This is a genomic window from Gardnerella sp. DNF00550 (assembly GCF_049262685.1).
GTDB lineage: Bacteria > Actinomycetota > Actinomycetes > Actinomycetales > Bifidobacteriaceae > Bifidobacterium > Bifidobacterium leopoldii.
Genome location: NZ_CP058397.1, coordinates 296,062 through 313,929, shown reverse-complemented (window position 1 = coordinate 313,929; position 17,868 = coordinate 296,062). Strand labels below are relative to the sequence as shown.

12 protein-coding genes and 1 tRNA gene are annotated in these 17,868 nt (G+C 40.7%); 4 read left to right on the top strand and 9 right to left on the bottom strand.

What is annotated here, in order from left to right; genetic code table 11:
- The first annotated feature begins 117 nt into the window (after positions 1-117).
- On the top strand, positions 118-1,644 hold the full coding sequence (gene thrC / locus HXT29_RS01020) for a threonine synthase (protein WP_422118390.1): 1,527 nt from the start codon (positions 118-120) through the stop codon (positions 1,642-1,644).
- 59 nt (positions 1,645-1,703) lie between these two features.
- Here the strand turns inward: thrC and HXT29_RS01015 are convergent, their stop codons facing one another.
- The 8 genes from HXT29_RS01015 to HXT29_RS00980 form a co-directional block, all read right to left on the bottom strand.
- Complete coding sequence (locus HXT29_RS01015; protein ID WP_004118976.1) at positions 1,704-2,372, bottom strand: regulatory protein RecX; 669 nt, start codon at positions 2,370-2,372, stop codon at positions 1,704-1,706.
- Positions 2,373-2,403: 31 nt separating this feature from the next.
- Positions 2,404-3,543, bottom strand: a complete 1,140-nt coding sequence (gene recA, locus HXT29_RS01010; protein ID WP_004118965.1) for a recombinase RecA — start codon at positions 3,541-3,543, stop codon at positions 2,404-2,406.
- 204 nt (positions 3,544-3,747) lie between these two features.
- Positions 3,748-4,437, bottom strand: a complete 690-nt coding sequence (locus HXT29_RS01005; protein ID WP_174143313.1) for a CinA family protein — start codon at positions 4,435-4,437, stop codon at positions 3,748-3,750.
- A gap of 109 nt (positions 4,438-4,546) precedes the next feature.
- Positions 4,547-5,227 (bottom strand): CDP-diacylglycerol--glycerol-3-phosphate 3-phosphatidyltransferase, encoded by a 681-nt coding sequence (gene pgsA, locus HXT29_RS01000; RefSeq protein ID WP_032835516.1) that lies wholly within the window; start codon positions 5,225-5,227, stop codon positions 4,547-4,549.
- A gap of 78 nt (positions 5,228-5,305) precedes the next feature.
- Positions 5,306-8,005: a DNA translocase FtsK 4TM domain-containing protein gene (locus tag HXT29_RS00995; RefSeq protein ID WP_174143312.1), complete on the bottom strand. Its 2,700-nt coding sequence runs from the start codon at positions 8,003-8,005 to the stop codon at positions 5,306-5,308.
- Positions 8,006-8,221: 216 nt separating this feature from the next.
- Positions 8,222-9,235 carry a class C sortase gene (locus HXT29_RS00990; RefSeq protein WP_410294611.1) on the bottom strand — a complete coding sequence of 338 codons (1,014 nt, stop codon included), beginning with the start codon at positions 9,233-9,235 and terminating at the stop codon, positions 8,222-8,224.
- An 89-nt stretch (positions 9,236-9,324) separates the two neighbouring features.
- Positions 9,325-10,968: a SpaH/EbpB family LPXTG-anchored major pilin gene (locus HXT29_RS00985; protein ID WP_288231389.1), complete on the bottom strand. Its 1,644-nt coding sequence runs from the start codon at positions 10,966-10,968 to the stop codon at positions 9,325-9,327.
- 233 nt (positions 10,969-11,201) lie between these two features.
- Entirely contained in the window at positions 11,202-14,975 is a 3,774-nt protein-coding gene (locus HXT29_RS00980) for a Rib/alpha-like domain-containing protein (RefSeq protein WP_422118389.1), read from the bottom strand.
- A gap of 46 nt (positions 14,976-15,021) precedes the next feature.
- Here HXT29_RS00980 and HXT29_RS00975 point away from each other — a divergent pair, with 46 nt between their 5' ends.
- Positions 15,022-15,207: a hypothetical protein gene (locus HXT29_RS00975; RefSeq protein ID WP_174143309.1), complete on the top strand. Its 186-nt coding sequence runs from the start codon at positions 15,022-15,024 to the stop codon at positions 15,205-15,207.
- Positions 15,208-15,384: 177 nt separating this feature from the next.
- On the opposite strand, the gene HXT29_RS00970 is transcribed toward HXT29_RS00975, so the two are convergent.
- Positions 15,385-15,460 (bottom strand) — tRNA-His (locus HXT29_RS00970).
- A 139-nt stretch (positions 15,461-15,599) separates the two neighbouring features.
- On the opposite strand from HXT29_RS00970, the gene purT reads away from it, so the two are divergent.
- Together purT and purC are read left to right on the top strand one after the other, a co-directional pair.
- A complete protein-coding gene (gene purT / locus HXT29_RS00965) occupies positions 15,600-16,883 on the top strand; it encodes a formate-dependent phosphoribosylglycinamide formyltransferase (protein WP_004105966.1) in 1,284 nt (427 codons plus the stop codon).
- A 175-nt stretch (positions 16,884-17,058) separates the two neighbouring features.
- Positions 17,059-17,841 carry a phosphoribosylaminoimidazolesuccinocarboxamide synthase gene (gene purC, locus HXT29_RS00960; RefSeq protein WP_004105967.1) on the top strand — a complete coding sequence of 261 codons (783 nt, stop codon included), beginning with the start codon at positions 17,059-17,061 and terminating at the stop codon, positions 17,839-17,841.
- Positions 17,842-17,868: the final 27 nt, after the last annotated feature.

The following is a 17,868-nucleotide window of genomic DNA, read 5'->3' as shown; positions in this document are numbered from 1 at the left end:
GCCCATTCGCCCAGCGCTTCAGGTACCATAATTTGATATAAGTTGTGTAAATAATTTACGTAAATAATCTACGTAAGTAAAAAATATTCTCTATAAACAGACGGTTACGGAGTTATTATGGCATCAGATACAACTATTTTCCATAGCACTCGTTCGCTTAAGCCAACATGCACATCAAAAGAGGCAATACGTAAAGGAATTGCTGAAGATGGCGGATTATTTGTAGCCGATAGCCTTGGTAGCGAGCGTTACGATATTTCTAAATTGCAAGGCAAATCGTATCAAGAAATTGCGCAGGATATTTTGCAACTGTTGCTGCCTGATTATACTTCAGAAGAGCTTTCTTCTTGCATTAAACTGGCATACGGCAATCAATGGGCTAATAACGCTATTACTCCACTCCAGCAGCTTGGGAACACTAGCGATTTTGTGATGGAACTTTTCCATGGTCCTACTTGTGCGTTTAAAGACGTTGCTTTGCAAATGTTGCCACAATTAATGTCTCGCACTAAAACTCAACACGAGAATGAATCTGATATTGAAAAAAGCGTTATGATTCTAACTGCAACTTCTGGAGATACAGGTAAAGCTGCTTTGGCTGGTTTTGCTGATGTTCCAGGCACTTCTATGATTACTTTTTATCCAGAAGGAAAAGTTAGCCGCGTCCAAGAATTGCAAATGACTACTCAGGTAGGCGAAAATGTGAAAGTTTGCGCAGTCCGCGGTAATTTTGACGATGCTCAAACAGGCGTTAAACAGATTTTCACAAATAATGAGCTCAACAAAAATATTGAAGAAGATGCGAATACAGTATTGTCTTCAGCTAACTCAATTAACGTTGGTCGTCTTGTGCCACAAGTTGTTTACTATTTTGCAGCATACAAGCAGCTTATTGAACGCGAAGTTATAAAACTTGGAGACGAAGTAGAATTTTGTGTTCCTACAGGTAATTTTGGCGATATTCTAGCAGGATATTATGCGAAAATGCTTGGTCTTCCAGTGAAGCATCTCATTGTTGCTAGCAATAGTAACAATGTGCTTTTTGATTTTTTGGTAAGCGGCACTTACAACCGTCAACGCACATTCCATCACACTGTTGCTCCTTCTATGGATATTTTGGTTTCTTCTAATTTGGAGCGAATGCTTTATTACATGTGCGATAAAGACACGCGTTTAATACAAATGCTTATGAATGACTTGACTCAATGGGGCGCTTTTGAGATTCCAGAAAATGTGCTTGCAAAGATTCGCTCACTGTTTGGCTGCGGTTGGGCGAATGAGGATCAAATTCGCGAAGCTATTTATGACTGTTGGAACAAGTACAAGTATGTGATCGATCCACATACTGCTTGCGGATTCTTCGTTATGCAAAATATTCCACATGACGAAAGCACACCTAGAGTATTGCTAAGCACTGCAAGCCCATACAAATTCCCTCGCGTTGTTGCTGAAGCTTTGAATATTGAGCATGTGCAAGATATGGATGATTTCAAATGCATGGACGCTCTTAGTAAAGCTACAGGAACTAAAGCTCCAAGCATGCTTAGAAATCTTGAAAATAAAACTCCACGCTTTAATGATGTTATTAATGTTGAAGATATGCCTGAGTATGTTGTAGCTCAAGCGCATAATTTCGCAAAATAATCATAAAGTTTTAAGCGAAAGAGGCTGGTTTACTTGTATAATCCAGCCTCTTTTACTATTCATTCGTTATTACTTTCGAATAAAGCTGCATACACTTCGTTAATAACGTTTAAATCATGACCTTTTCTTGCAGCTGCTGCGAAAAATCTTCGTCTTCTGACTAAAGGCTCAAGATTTCTCGTGCGCGAAGCCGTTTTGCGACCGAGTTCCCACGCTGCTTCAGTGAATACTCCAGAGTTTTGAGCAGAAGCTACGTTTTGTGAAATAGCAGCAGGATCAACATTTTTACGCTGCAATTCCATTCGAGTAGCTCTAGCACCAAGAAGCCTCACAGCGCAAGAGCGAATCACCATTTGAGCATATTGATTGTCATCAAGAAGATGCAATTCAAGCAAACGATGAATAACCGCGTCAATAGCAACTTCCGTGTAGCCTTTTTCTTTAAGCCTTTTGCGCATGTCCATCACAGAGCGAGGAGCATAATCTAAAAGCCTTAAAGCAGCTTCCCTGCAATCATCTTCACTACTATTGCAAAGTTCGTCGCTTAAATCACTTACTTTAGTGTTTTTTACATACGGCATGTTTTTTGTATTATTTTTTGCGCTTAAAAGTACTGATTTATGCGATATTTTTTTGCGAGTATGTGGCTTTACGCTATTACTTTCGTCATCTTCTTCAGTCCGCTCTACTGGATGATCGCGAAGAAAACTCTCTACACTAATAGGCATATTGCATTCGCTTTACACTGTAATCTTATTATTACTTCGATTCGGATGACTTTTGTGCAGAATTTTTAGCTACAGAATCATCAGCGAATTGATCTAGTTCAGAATCTTCAGCGAATTGATCTTCAGGATGCATTAAACCTAACGAAGCTTTGACTTTTTCGCTAATTTCTTCAGTAATAGCTGGATTATCTTTCAAGAACTTACGGACGTTTTCACGACCTTGTCCAAGCTGCTCACCGTCATAAGTAAACCAAGAACCAGATTTCTTAATAACTTCAGCTTGCAGCCCCATATCGATAACAGAACCTTCAGTAGAGATACCTTCTCCGTAAAGAACATCAAACTCAGCAGTTTTGAAAGGCGGAGCCATTTTATTCTTGACAATCTTAACTTTCGTTCGGTTGCCAACAGCTTCTTCACCCTCTTTAATAGTAGAAACTCTGCGAATATCCATACGCACAGACGCATAGAACTTCAAAGCTTTACCACCAGTGGTAGTTTCAGGGTTACCAAAGAATACGCCAATTTTTTCACGAAGCTGATTAATAAAAATAGCAGTAGTGCCAGCTTGTGAAAGAGCACCAGTCATCTTACGCAACGCCTGACTCATTAAGCGAGCTTGTAAACCCACATGACTATCTCCCATATCGCCATCGATTTCAGCTTTAGGAACTAATGCCGCTACAGAATCAACAACAATAACATCTAACGCACCAGAACGAATAAGCATATCAGCAATTTCCAATGCCTGCTCACCGTTATCTGGCTGAGAAACAATAAGAGCATCCGTGTCTACTCCAAGCTTTCGCGCATAGACAGGATCCAACGCATGCTCAGCATCAATAAATGCCGCTACCCCACCATTTTTTTGAGCATTTGCAACGATATGCAAAGCAAGAGTTGTTTTACCAGAAGACTCAGGACCGTAGACTTCAACTATTCGCCCTCTAGGAACACCGCCAATCCCCAAAGCAGTGTCCAACGCTAATGAACCAGTAGGAATAACTTCTACATCTTGCATAGGTCTATCACCTAAGCGCATTGCAGAACCTTTTCCATATTGTCGTTCAACATTGGCTAAAGCAGTTTCTAACGCTGCTTGGCGACGTGGATCTGTTTTATCCGCATCAATAAGGCGATTAATACTGCCTTTACTTTTCGTTTGCGCCATGTATGCTACTCCTTTCGCATGCCGTTATGTATCGAACGACCTTAGTTCCATACTAGATTCAAGTACAAGCATTTTTGTGCAATGTGGATAAAACATTTAATCCAAGCACTTAAACGCTAACTCAGCTTAAATCATTTCGACAAACACAAGTATACTATATATGCGAACATTTGTTCGATAGCGCGTGTCTTGATTACAACCCAACTACTTACAATCTTCGACATAAGCAATCAACTCATTAGTAATTCTCAACAACTGAAATACAGTAGATTCGCGAACTTCCTGACGACTGCCAGATAATCTCAATTCAAAAACAAAAGCAGCACTTGATGGCGCAATTTTAGTTACGCTTTGACTCTCGATCTGAGCAAAATCATAATCATAGACGTTACTCACGCATCCATCTTCAAGTTCTTTATGAGCCGCATCTTTAACAGAATCCACAGCATCATTAACTTTAGGCAAAAATATTCCAACATAAACTAAACCTGCTGGTTTATTGCCATCGGGACCAGGACCTGCAACACCAGTTGTAGACAAGCCAATAATAGGAAAATTTGCACAACACTCATAATCTTCCCCATACACCCATCCACTGCCACGATATATTTGAGCAGCTCCAATCGCCATTTGAAAAGCAACATCCTGGTAAACCGCGCCTTCAGATTGTAAAAGATTAGAATTTACACCAAGAATTTTGGATTTAGCATGAATATCATAAGTGACAGCAGAACCACAAAAAACTCGTGATGCACCAGGAACAGAAACAAAAGCATCAGCCAAAAGCCCGCCAGTTAACGACTCTGCTGAAGCAATATGCATTCCTTTAATAAAACTTTTTTCCAATAGATCCGCGGCTAAAGAAACTGTATTAAAATCTGAAGAATTATTCATAATACGCTCGATATGATTGTAGCTTACGATTTTCCACAACATAAACCCTTTAGGGATAATCTATGAAAAACCGTAAGCTACAAACAAGAAGTTTACTTATTGATTTTATTTACTTCACAGGAGGCAAAGGAACTGCATTTTTTGCATCATCAACTTGAGATTCGCTATCTGAAGAACCTTCAAAGAAAGCACTATAGACATACAAAACTGCAGAATAGAAAGCAAAGCCCAAAGAAATACCAAGCAAGCCAAAAGCCACTGCATAGTAAGAAACCATCCAAGAAGGCAATGGATTAGCATGAAGAGTTGCAACAAGCGGTGCAATAATCATTGCAATACCAATCGATTGCGTAAGAGTCTTATACTTTCCTGCAGAAGATGCAGCAATTACTCTTCCACGAACATTAACAACATAAATTCGCACAAGAGTAATAGCAATTTCGCGAATCATGAACAAGATGGTTATCCACCAATAAATTTCGCCGAAAACAGAAGCAATAATAAGCGCAGCTAGAATAAGAATTTTATCCGCAATCGGATCAAGTAACTTACCTAATTCTGTAACCTTATGATATTTACGAGCCATCCACCCGTCGAGCTTATCCGTAGAAGCAGCTACGACAAACAGCACAAACGCAGCCCAACGCAACGAAACTGAATCAAAACCCCACGTACCTGCTTTCAAATATAAAACAATAAAAACAAGCGAAAGCACGATACGGATATAAGTCACAATATTTGGAGCATAATTCCAGCCAGCAAAAAATGATGACTTAGCTTTTTTCTTCATACGCATAACCTTCATTCTACTGCAAAGTAAAAACTTCTAGCACACACAACTTGGTGTTGTACACAACAATACAATATCTTATAACGAATCTGACTCGCCACGAATAAAAGCCAAAACTTTTGGCAAATCTTCAGGCTGAACCAAAACTTCGCGAGCTTTAGAACCTTCAGAAGGTCCCACAACACCTCGAGATTCAAGCAAATCCATCAATCGACCTGCCTTTGCAAAGCCAACGCGCAACTTACGCTGAAGCATTGAAGTAGAGCCAAATTGCGAGCTGACAACAAGCTCAGCAGCCTGAAGCAACTCATCCATATCGTCGCCAATATCGCTAGTTTTAAGCTTGCTTTGAGCTTGAGCATCCGCTTTTTGAGCCATTTGCTCAATATCTTCACGATACTTTGGTTTACGCTGCGTGCGAACATACTCCACAGCCTTGCGAATTTCAGATTCACTCACCCACGATCCCTGTACACGCTGAGGCTTAGCAGCACCCATTGGAAGGAACAAAGCATCTCCTTGACCAATCAAAGTCTCTGCACCAACAGTATCGAGAATAACCCTTGAATCAGTTGCAGACGAAGTAGCAAAAGCCAATCGAGAAGGAATATTCGCCTTAATTAAACCTGTTACAACGTCAACAGACGGACGCTGAGTAGCGAGAACCAAATGCACACCTGCAGCTCGAGCAAGCTGAGTAATACGCTGAATAGAACTTTCAACATCGTTCTTAGCAACCATCATCAAATCAGCCATCTCGTCCACAACCACAAGCAAATACGGGTATGGAGCAACTTTTCGCTCAGATCCAGCCGGTGCGTGAACCTTTCCTTCACGGACAGCCTTGTTGAAATCTTTAACATGACGGAAACCAAAGAATTGCAAGTCATCGTAGCGAGCATCCATCTCTTTAACAACCCACTCAAGAGCCTGCGCAGCCTTCTTAGGATCCGTAATAATCGGAGTAAGCAAATGCGGAATACCAGCATAAGCAGAAAGCTCCACGCGCTTAGGATCGACCATAATCATGCGAACTTGTTCAGGAGTTGCCCTCATAATAATCGAAGTAAGCATTGAATTAATAAAACTCGACTTACCGGAGCCGGTAGCACCAGCAACAAGCAAATGCGGCATTTTATCGAGAGCTGCAGTTACGAAATGACCTTCAACATCTTTTCCAACGCCTGTAAGCATAGGATTAGGGTCATTCATAGCTTTTTGCGAGCGCAGAACATCTCCCAAATGCACAATTTCACGGTCGACGTTTGGAATTTCAATACCAATAGCAGACTTTCCTGGGATTGGCGACAAAATACGCACATCCGTGCTAGCTACAGCGTATGCAATATTTTTTTGCAAATTCGTAACTTTTTCAACTTTTACACCAGGACCAAGCTCAACCTCGTACTGCGTAACAGATGGTCCTCTAAGGAATCCAATAACGTGAGCGTCGACGTCAAATTGCTCAAAAGTAGAAGTTAGCGCACGAATAACGTTATCGTTTGCTGGAGTTCTCGCAGCATGAGGCTTGCCATGAGCTAAAAGATTCAAATCAGGGAGCTTGTAAGGTTCAGAGAAAGAATCAAAAGAAGGCTCATTATTATTGCCAGCACCATTTTCGCCGTCTGCAGCATTTTCATTATCTGAATCTTCCTGATCCCTGCGATATTGATCCATACGTTCAGCTGGAATACTTGACCATGGATCGCTTGCAGATAAAGAGGAATCACTCATAGGAGCTTTTGGCAATATTTCTTCAGGAACAGGCTTTGATGAAGATGAAACACTTCTAGGTGTAAGTTGACTCGAATTATTATCAGCATTTTCAAATTGGGAATTATTTGCAGCATTATTATCGGAAGAGCTGCTCACAGTTCTTGCTTTACGAGGTTCAACTCTTTCAAGATTATCTACACTATTACCGTGAGAAGCAGCATGCGAAAATGCATCATCGCCGGCGTATTCGTCAAGCAATTCCCCATTATTATTACTGTTTTTACGCTTAAAGAATGATTTAAACAGTTTCAACACAGAAGACATTTGAGAAGATCCGCTATTATTTTTCGGCGACTCTTCATTGTGAGTTGGCACGCCATCTGCAAATTCCAAAGAATTGGTTTTGCTGTCAGAATTATCTTCTTCAGAGTTTCCTAAATCTTCAGAAGACTTTTTACTGTTATATTTAGCAAAAATAGTAGCAACACCTTGAGCTATATCAGTTACATGAAGGCGAGTAATCATTAATATCGAAAAAATAGCAGCTACTACAAAAATAATAATTGCAAAAATACGAGAAAGACCCCACGATAGCGGAGATCCGAGCACAAAACCTAATAACCCACCTGACTTTTGCACAGTTCCTAAATTAAATGCTTTTCCGCGAGGCGCAGAAGAAATATCAAGAATTGAGCAAACAGATAACAATAGAATAATAAATCCGCTAATAACACGAGGATTACCAGAGCCAGCTCCACTGTTACGCATCAACCTAAAAGCGACAACGCTTAACCATACAGGCAGAACAACGCTCATAATTCCAAGCAAACTAGAAGACACAAAATGGAGACCTACTCCAATAAATCCACTAACTCTAAACCATTCTGATGCGCAGAATAAAATCGCAAGAACAAGCATAACGAAGCACAAACCGTCTCTGCGATATGCCTCATCGTATTCTCCAACACCAAAAAGCGAGCGCACTAACTTTCCTAAAGTTCTAGGCACAAACAGGAGAATTGTCTCCCATAATGGTTCACTAGGTGAAGCCTTACCAGCCATAAATACTCCTTCTGCACCATGTGCTATTTAGTACGCCATGTCATCATCAACATACATATGCGTAACCATACCAGTCTACTCCATAGACTGAGGTTATTTAAATGAAGCGATTGCCGCTTACTCTAATGCTAATATGATGCACATTCCTCAAGTATTTCATCAACTGATAAATCGTTGATATATCACTTCTTTCTTTCACAATAAGCAATCATGTATTTATTTTTCACAAATATGCATTCCTTGCGGCGCAATATTATTATTACGACGTTTTCGAACTATAGCAATAATCATTGTGGCAAGAACCACCGCGCAACTTATCAATGCTATAAGGAACATAGTCATCCAGAATGGCCACTGAAGATGATCTTCTGGAGCATGCGCTGGGTCCGGCAGCACGCGATACCCCGTCACTAGCAATCTATGCGAGTTAACACCATACGGCGTACATGTAAGCAACGTCGCTAAATCGCGACCCTTTTCACGCTGCAACAAACTAATATCATGCGGATCAACCACGCTAATGCGAAACACCTTATAGCGCATTGTATAGCCCTGTACATCAATGTAGAAGTAGTCTCCACGCTTCATATCGATTAAACCGTCAAACATGGTTGCTGTAGGCAAACCAGTATGAGCTGTGATAACAGTATGCCTGTTTTTACCGCCCACTGGCAAATCTGTGCCATACAAGTGCCCTGCTCCGCGAGCTAGAACATCGCGCGAAGCACCATGATAAATCGGTAGTTTTACGCCTATTTTTGGGATTTTTATGATTCCCATAATTCCCATTGGTTCGTCTAGTTGTTCGATATATGACTTATAGTCTGCTGTTTTTTTGTAATTGTCACTACCGTCATACGGATCGGCTGTAAAAATTTTTTTTCTGCGCGCATTGTATTTTCGCGCACTTTTTAGAATAGATTGTCGCACGCTAGCGGCTTGATTATAAGTTACTTTGTCGTAATCTATGGAAATTTGTTTAGACACGTGATTATTCCACAGTGTTGATGCCACTGGGTAGGTGAAGCATAGAATTGCAGCTAGCGCCAGAATGATTGGTTCAATAACGCATTTAAAAACAGATTTTTTGGGATTTGCAGAATCTGAGTCTGCAGACGATTCATTTGCAGAAGATTTGTTTTTAGTGGATTTAAGGATATGTAAGCCTGCGAATCGAACTAGCCTCTCTAAGCTATCGCGGCAAGCTTTTGCAAATTTAGTCAAACTCATAAATCCACTTCCAAAAAGTAAAACAGGGGGCTAAGCAAATACCGCCCAACCCCCTGAGTTTTTTATAATATATTTACGTTAGAAGAATACTAAGCGCGCTGCTTATCTTCTTCTTTGCGATTGTTACGAGTGTAAATAAACACGCTTGCAGCAATCAAAACAATGCCAGCAATAGCGAAAATAAACACGCCATAAGCACCGGTCTTTGGAAGCTTGAACCAGTGGTCGATGTTATTGTTGCTCGTTGGAACATCCTTGAACGAGTAAATAAACGTTTGCGTATTATTATCATAGCCAGCAGCAGAGGTATAAGTCGTAGGAATAGTAACTTCTTCAACCTTTGGAGCCAAAACATAGTTGTCTGGAGCTTTAGTTTCCACAACGTAGAACTTTTGTCCAACCTTTGCTTTGAATCCAGCTGCTGTCAAACCAGTCTTATCAGCAGTTTCAGTATCAGCAAAGCCCTTAGAAGACTTGTTCTTGCACTTAGCATCAGTACGAGAAGCGTCAGCCGCGCATGCGTTTGCATCATCTGGCTTTGCAAACACAGCAAACTTAGCGCCCTTAATAGCTTTTCCGTCAGTACTGCTTATCTTCTTGATCTGGAATTTGACAAGAGTTACCTTAGAATCTGGATTTGGAGTTGGATTAACAGGCTTTGGCTTATCCTGGTCAGGAGTACCTTTCTTATATCCTGGCTGATAACCATACTTGTTAACGAGGTCGCCAGCAGCAACTCCTTCTTTAAGAGTGAATTTAAGTTCAACAGTTAACTTTGCATTTGGCGAAGTCTTAAGAGCATTAGCAATTTCGCCAAGACCTGCATCTGTAAACGATACGGTAATACGCTGACGAGTATTATCACCAGGCGTTGCAGCAACCGCTACCTTATACTTATCTTCTTTACCATTGCTGTTAGTAATAGGAGTATCCCCAATCTTAACGCTTTTAACTACAGCTGCACTAGAATCATAAGCAGTCTTCAACGCGTCATCCCACACAGCAAAGCCCTGATAATCATCAGCCTTACGATCTTTAACAGGCGTACCACTAGTTGTAACTACAGAAGTTGAAATGGTATATGGCAAATCATCCTTTGTACCAACCATTCCTGTAGTGTCAACAGTCTTCTTAATAGCATCCTTAGTATATGCATTCTTAGGATCGACAGTTGGATTGTAATCATATTCTGTGCCTTTTTTACCACTGGTGATTTGTGGAATAGTCATAAAGAATGGCTGCGGAAGCTTTTCGTATCCATCTGGAACACTTGTTTCTTCAACTTTGTATAAGCCGATACCCAATTGATCAAACTTTGCAACACCACTATCATTTGTAGGTTTTTCAGTTCCATTATCAAAGCTTAAACCAGCAGAAGAATCATTTGGATTAGCATTAAGAGTTGGAACCTTAGCAGCAACATCAAGCCACTGATCGTATTTTGTTAAATCAAAGGTGGTTACTTTGTAAACCTTGAACTTTGCACCCTTAACAGGAGTTGCCTTCTTCTGATTACCTTTCTCATCGGTTTCATCCTTGTACTTTGTAATCTTGATGGAACCCTTTCTATCTTTATTGGCAGCATTCCAAGGTGCATCAGCATCAGTAGCTGTTTGAGTCGTACCAGTAGCAAATGCTACGTTGTTTGCCACCACAGCACCGGCAACGCACAGCGTGCCAGCCATTGCGAGCGAGGCGAATGCCGCCACGCATTGTTTAGTGAATTTGTTCATATTCATTCCTTTCATAAATGCTGTTTCCAGCAATTAAAAGTTTTGAAATTTTGATGTAAGTATGTAATTGTTTATCGGTTTTAACCGAATTTCGAATTATTCACGCAATTTGCTCATAAATGAGTAAATTTTTTAAGTTTAGGAATATTATGTTGCAATATCACGCTCCAAAATTCCATGAGATTTTGCATCAAAAACACGCACATTAAAAACATGCACCCAGTAGAAAAGCTTCATACGAGTCGCCACCTTCCAAGCAACTCGTGACCGCGCTTAGTTTGATCCATTACAAACACAGCAGCAATCAAACTAGACAACATCGCAGAAACAACGCACAAAGACGCATTCCAGCCGCATCCGCCGGTCTTTGGCAGCGCGAATGGTTTCACAACGTGAATCATGAAAGTCTTAAACTCGTAATCTTTACCCCTGGTGTACTGATCACCGTAAACTTCATTCAACAAATCATATTTAGCACCATGATGATTACTCATGCCATCAAAAGATTTCTTAGCTTCTGGTTTCAAAGCCCAAGCAACGCACTGATAGTCACCAGTTTTTTCTGGAATACCATCGAGCGTAGCAGTAGTACGTTGAGCAGCATCGAACGGATTATTCGGATTATCCTTAGCGTTATAGCTATACAATTTATGCTGCGCGTTGCAATTAGAACCATTCTTACATTTCTCACGCTCGGAGTACGTATCAATATGACTCCATGTAATTGGATTACTTGCTTTCATACCCGCAAGTTTTGAAACAAAATCACGGTCATCATTTTCGCATAAAACTTCCAAGCCTATTTTCTTCTCAGTTTTATTACCACTATTCCACACGTCTTTTGTAGACCAAGCGTCAATAAACGGTCTATACATAAGACTCATGCCACTCATAATGGTAAGACCGCTACCACTTCCAAACTGACCATCAGTATCACTAATATCAGGCGCGTCAGGAGAATCTGACCTTAGCACTCGAAGCTTTATATCATCGCCTTCCATAGGATCCACTGTCACTTGCGCGTACACTGGATTTGGTTTACTTATGCCATCCCCATTACCAGCATCTTTATCCGTAGACTTTGAACCGTCCGGATAATGTACGATCACAGGAATTTTATACACGCCAGGCTTCTGCCACTTAAGCGGCTTAAAAGACATCACTCCATAGTGAGAACCATCACCCGTACCATGGTTTTTACCAGTCTTCCCACCATCGCTAGGCTTATTATCTTGACCATTATCGTAGAAAGACATTCCATAAGGATGATCCTTATCCTTCTTATACCAACCAGGATTATCTTTCTTATACTGGTTTTCATCAAACTCAAACCAAGTGCCGTCTGGAAGCGCGCCTTCTTCTATATCATCCTGATGAGTAGCATTATTAGCACCTTTCTTACTCTTAGGCACATCAGTAACATTCTTATAACCGTTAGTAAGGCTTGCATGATATTCACCAGCCTTCACTTTCAATGGCACGTAACTAGGATTATTCCTATGCGCGTAAGAAGCTTTAACACTAAACTTTAAAGTTTGATCATTCCAATCTTTACCCTTTGAATCCTTAGTCTCGCCCTTAGTACCATAATTAGCAAAGAGCATTTTCTTATAAACAACACTTCCGCCAGTATCATTGACAATTATGTCATCGAAATTCTTAAGACTAACAGCATTGTTAAAAGCAAACACGCGACACTCGTACTTACCGCTTTTCCTAGGCGTTCCAGTAATAATCGCGCGAGAACGAGCCATAGTATTCGTGTTGTACTCATCTTTAGTTAAATACGAGTACTTAAAATCATTAAGATTACAGTTTTTATTATTCCTGCACTTGTTTTCTTCGTCTTCCGTAGCGATTTTCCATTGATGAAAAGCTGTAAACTTTAATCCGTTAACCTCACCGACAGACCTGTTTTTCGCTTCATCCCATTTAAGAAGCGTATAATTATCCTTATTTTCTTCGTGGCAAATAGCACGGAATGTAATCGGAGACTTATTGTTAGCAGACCACGCGTCAGGTATAAGAAGCTTACTACCATCTATCTGCTTATCTTTATCAAGATTCGTGTAATGATCCGTATGATACGAACCATAAGTAATACGGTCGGAATAGTTACTACCGAAATCGTGCATACCTGCACCCTCAGCAATAGAAAAACCTAAATCGTTATTGCCTACAGTAAGTGGCGTTACTTTAACGTGAGCATAAACCTGCCCATTATCCGTACTACTTGAGCCATCAGGATAGTGAGCAATTACAGGAGTATCGTAATTATTAGGATCTTGAGGTTTGCTCGGAGTAAAAGTTACTTCACCAGTACTAGTATTAGTCATTTTTGACCAAGAAAGCACTGGTTTAGAATATTTATTACTCTTACCAAGCTCAAACCTAGTACCTTTCGGAAAATCGCCTTTAGTAATCCCCTTATTTTCTGGAACCGACGTAATTGATTTTCCAGCTTGCACCTGTTTTTTATCATAATCTGGATACACAGGCTTATAAAAATGAGACATAGGCCAAACTTTGAATTTAGCGACAACCGTCTCTGAAAAAGGCTGAGGATGATTACAGTTGTAGTTACTTGGATTAGGATAAGTTACCTTAATCGGTATATAAACTGTATGATTCTTATGCGAGTCTGCTGGGTTAAAATACACTTTACCTGTAGACTTGTCAATCCACGCATGACCTTGTTGTAAAGGCTCTGGCTTCGGACTATTAGGATCATCAAAAGTAACTTGAGCATTGGATCCCTTATTGTTATCAAAATAAGCGTTACCATCAATAGAATAAGTAAGATTCTTAGGAATATGATTGTACAGCTTACCTCTTTTACCGTCACTGCCATAATCAGGAACAAAACTACCCTTATTATCGAAGTAATCACCATCATTCTCATGCCAATGACCATCATCAGTATAAGCTCTTACGGAAGAAGCTTGACGAGGCTGTGAATCCTCCGACTCCTCAAAATGTAATCCACCAGGCTTAGTTGGATCGGTACTATTATCCCACTCCACGTTATCTGGTATGCCATCACCATCGTGATCATACGGACCATAAGTTGCATAATCACGCTCATGAGATTCAGCATTAGTAGACTGATATCCAGCAATAATAGGCATGTAACGAATATCAGTACCATCTGGCACATCTGCAGTAATAACCCAACGGTAGCAAGTCGTAGAATTAGCACTTTCAAACGAACGCAGCATTATACCAAAGTCGCCATTGTCATGCCACTTCTTTATTTCGCATAAACTGTAATTCTTAAATTTAGACGAAGGATCAGTATTATATCCACAGCCAAAATTACCATTGCCAACAGTATCTTCCCACTGACCATTAAAATCGTTATTACCATACGTATAATGCCAACGAGAAATTGTTCTAGACCAGCCCCAATACTTATCCCAATTTTTCATTGTTTCTGGGATGCCTTTATCATTCTGACTTGTCCAGTCATTCCACTTTTTCTCGTAAACATTTCGCCTATCTCTTTTCACTCTAATAGTGTCTGTAATAAGCTGTTTCGGAAGATCTACGTAAAAAGTGACTCGTGCTGGAATACGCTGTCTAGGCTGAGGATTTAACTTCTCCTTAAAAGCATAGTTAAAATATATTTCATACTGCACATGAGTACCATTAGAATCCTTAGTAAGTGTTGGTGCAATATGCATATTTTCAATAGCATTACCAATACCATTACCATTAGCAGTAAAATATCCATAGCCACCATACGACCACATAACCTGCGCAGCGCTTGCAGGCTTAGCTGGCACAACGAGAACAGCAAGAATAGTCGCCACGGCAACAATCAACGCAAGAGCCGCGCGACGAATGTAATACAACTTAGAAGCGCTAGCAATAGAGCACCCTTTAGTGCACCTTTTAGATTTTTGTAAAGTTACAGAACCGTTAACATCATCAAGCGCATGACGGCGATTCATAAAACTACAAGTTATACGTATAAGGTTAGAGAAACAGCCGTGAAGCCGTGACATTCTAACGCCTCGATTTCTTAAAAATCTAAAAGCTGCTCGAATACTCATGCCTGTTGGTTTTATGAATCAACAAGCATTGCCCGGGGTGCAGAACACTGCATTATCAGCAGCAAATGAGCGCGAAATATCACAAACCACCAAAGCAAACGTCGATACGAACGCAAGCAAGCATAATCATGCCCAAAATCAGCAGGCTAATTCACGCCAAAAACTTAAACGCAAGATAATGTAGTGCACTACTGCTAAGCACATACGTTGTTATACCCCCCCCCATGAAAAATTTCAAGTAAAATTTGCAAATTTCTTAATATTCGTAAAAATTCCTAAATTCGGGGTTATATACGGGTTATAGGCAAAAATATTGCAATCCAAAAAACAAAAAACGGCAGATATTTACCTGCCGTTCAAGTGGGGTGGCTAACGCGGCTTGAACGCGCGACCTTCTGAACCACAATCAGATGCTCTACCGACTGAGCTATAGCCACCATGTGCGCGAAACGAATTGAATCACACAACAAAGGGATACTATACACGATTTCCTCGATTTATGCTAGCGCAACACACTTCGGCGCGTCGTAGTAACAACATCAATTATTCGACAATGGCAAATGCAACAATGGATGTATGAGTTTTTCTGAGCAAAATCAGCGCATATTTGGCGTAACTGAAAACAGTAACAACACAACCGCGCTTCTTCTTGGATCTGGCGAGCTTGGCAAGGAAATTGCGATTGAGCTTATGCGACTAGGCGTGCGAGTATGCGCTGCCGATAGCTACAAAAACGCTCCAGCAATGCAAATAGCTCACGAATACCACGTGCTAGATATGTCGAATCCACAAGAATTGCAAGAACTTATTTCAAATGTGAATCCTGACATTATTATTCCAGAAGTTGAAGCTATTGCTACTGAAGTTTTGAAAGATGCTGCTAAAAAGAATATTCAAGTCGTTCCTAGCTCAGATATTGCCGCGATTGCAATGGATCGCGAGCGCTTGCGTAGAATTGCGCACGAAGATTTAGGACTGCCTACTACACCGTATTGTTTCGCTTCATCTTATGAAGAGTTAGAGGATGGAGCTAAAAAAGTTGGATATCCTTGTGTAGTTAAGCCTGTTATGAGCTCTTCTGGTCACGGTCAGTCAATAGTTCGTAGTTCTGAAAATTTGCTTGCAGCTTGGAATGAAGCTCAGCATGGCAGGCGTGCAGCAGCTGGTCATGAGAATGAGTGTTCACGCGTTATTGTTGAAGCTTTAGCTCCGCTTGATTATGAGCTTACAGTACTTACAATAAGCTCTTGCGCAGGAATTACTACTTGTGAGCCGATCGCTCAGCGTCAGCAAGACGGAGACTATAGAGAATCTTGGCAGCCTGCAAATATTCCTGAATCGATCCGCACTAATGCGAAAGATATTGCAAAGCGCGCTGTAGAAGGTTTGACTGATATTGCGCAAGAAGCTGGCGAAGCAGGTTGGGGCGTTTATGGAGTCGAATTATTCGTGCTTACTGATGGCTCTTTGCTTTTTAATGAATTGTCACCTCGCCCACACGATACTGGCATGGTAACTATGATTTCGCAGCATTACAGTGAATTTGCATTGCATGCATTGGCTATTTTGGGAGTTCCAGTTACAGCTAACTATACTGAGCTTTCTTTGAAAAATAATGAAGTTGCAGCAAGTCACGCCATTGTTATTAAGGCGGAAGGATCTGTTGGTTTTACGAATATTGCTCAAGCTTTGCAATCTGGCGAAAATTATCGATGCAACTTGCGTATTTTTGCTAAGCCTTCTGTACATGGTCACAGACGCATGGCAGTTTCTTTAGCTACTGGATTAACGCAAGAAGAAGCTAGAGAAAATGCGACACGCGTCGCCATTTCGCTAAAAACTACACAAACAAATGCTTAGATACATTGAAAATTAAGGCATAGGAGTTAAAAAAGATAATAATTTACAGTATGCACGAAGGGAAATTTTGTAGGTAACAATTGTTACGCTAATCGTGCTGGCAAAGGTCAGGTAAACCTACAAATATTGTTGGTTTGCGCCTACAACTGTGAATGCACATAAGAGAGGGCATATCATGGAAAAACTTGAGAAGTTGTACGAAGGCAAAGCCAAAAAACTGTATGCTACCGATGACACCAATGTGCTATGGGTTGAATACATGAACCAGGCAACAGCTGGTAACGGTCTGAAGAAAGCTCAGATTGCAGGTAAAGGCAGTTTAAATAACCGGATTACTTCGTTACTATTCCATTTACTTGAGGCGCGCGGCGTAAAAAGCCACTTCCTCGGACGAATTTCCGATACTGAACAACTTGTAAAGCGTATGCGCATGTTCCCACTGGAAATTATTATGCGAAATACTGCTGCAGGTTCTTTTGCAAAACGTTATAACGTTAAAGAAGGAACACCTTTAAAGAAGCCATTGTTGGAGTTCTGCGTAAAGTCCGACGAGCTTGGTGATCCATTTATTAATCCTGAAGGCGTTGTGGCTCTTGGATTAGCAACAGATGAAGAAATAGCAGAAGTCACTCGTCAAGCTCATGCTGTTAACAATGCTTTGTTGGATATTTTCTCAAAGATTGATGTTCAGCTTGTCGACTTCAAGATTGAAGAGGGCGTGGACGCCGAAGGAAATATTCTTCTCGCTGATGAAATAACTCCTGATACTTGCAGACTTTGGGATAAGCGCAATGCTGGTACGAACGGAGTAAGTCATTTGGACAAGGACTTGTTCAGGCGCGATTTAGGCGACATCATTCCTGCTTATGAAGAAATTCACGATAGGCTTGCATCTTTAGCTCAAAGCGAAGGTTTGGATGTTTCTGTGCGCAAACCTGACGATTGCGTAGAACGATAATGATTGTTGTGGCTCGTACCTTTAAGG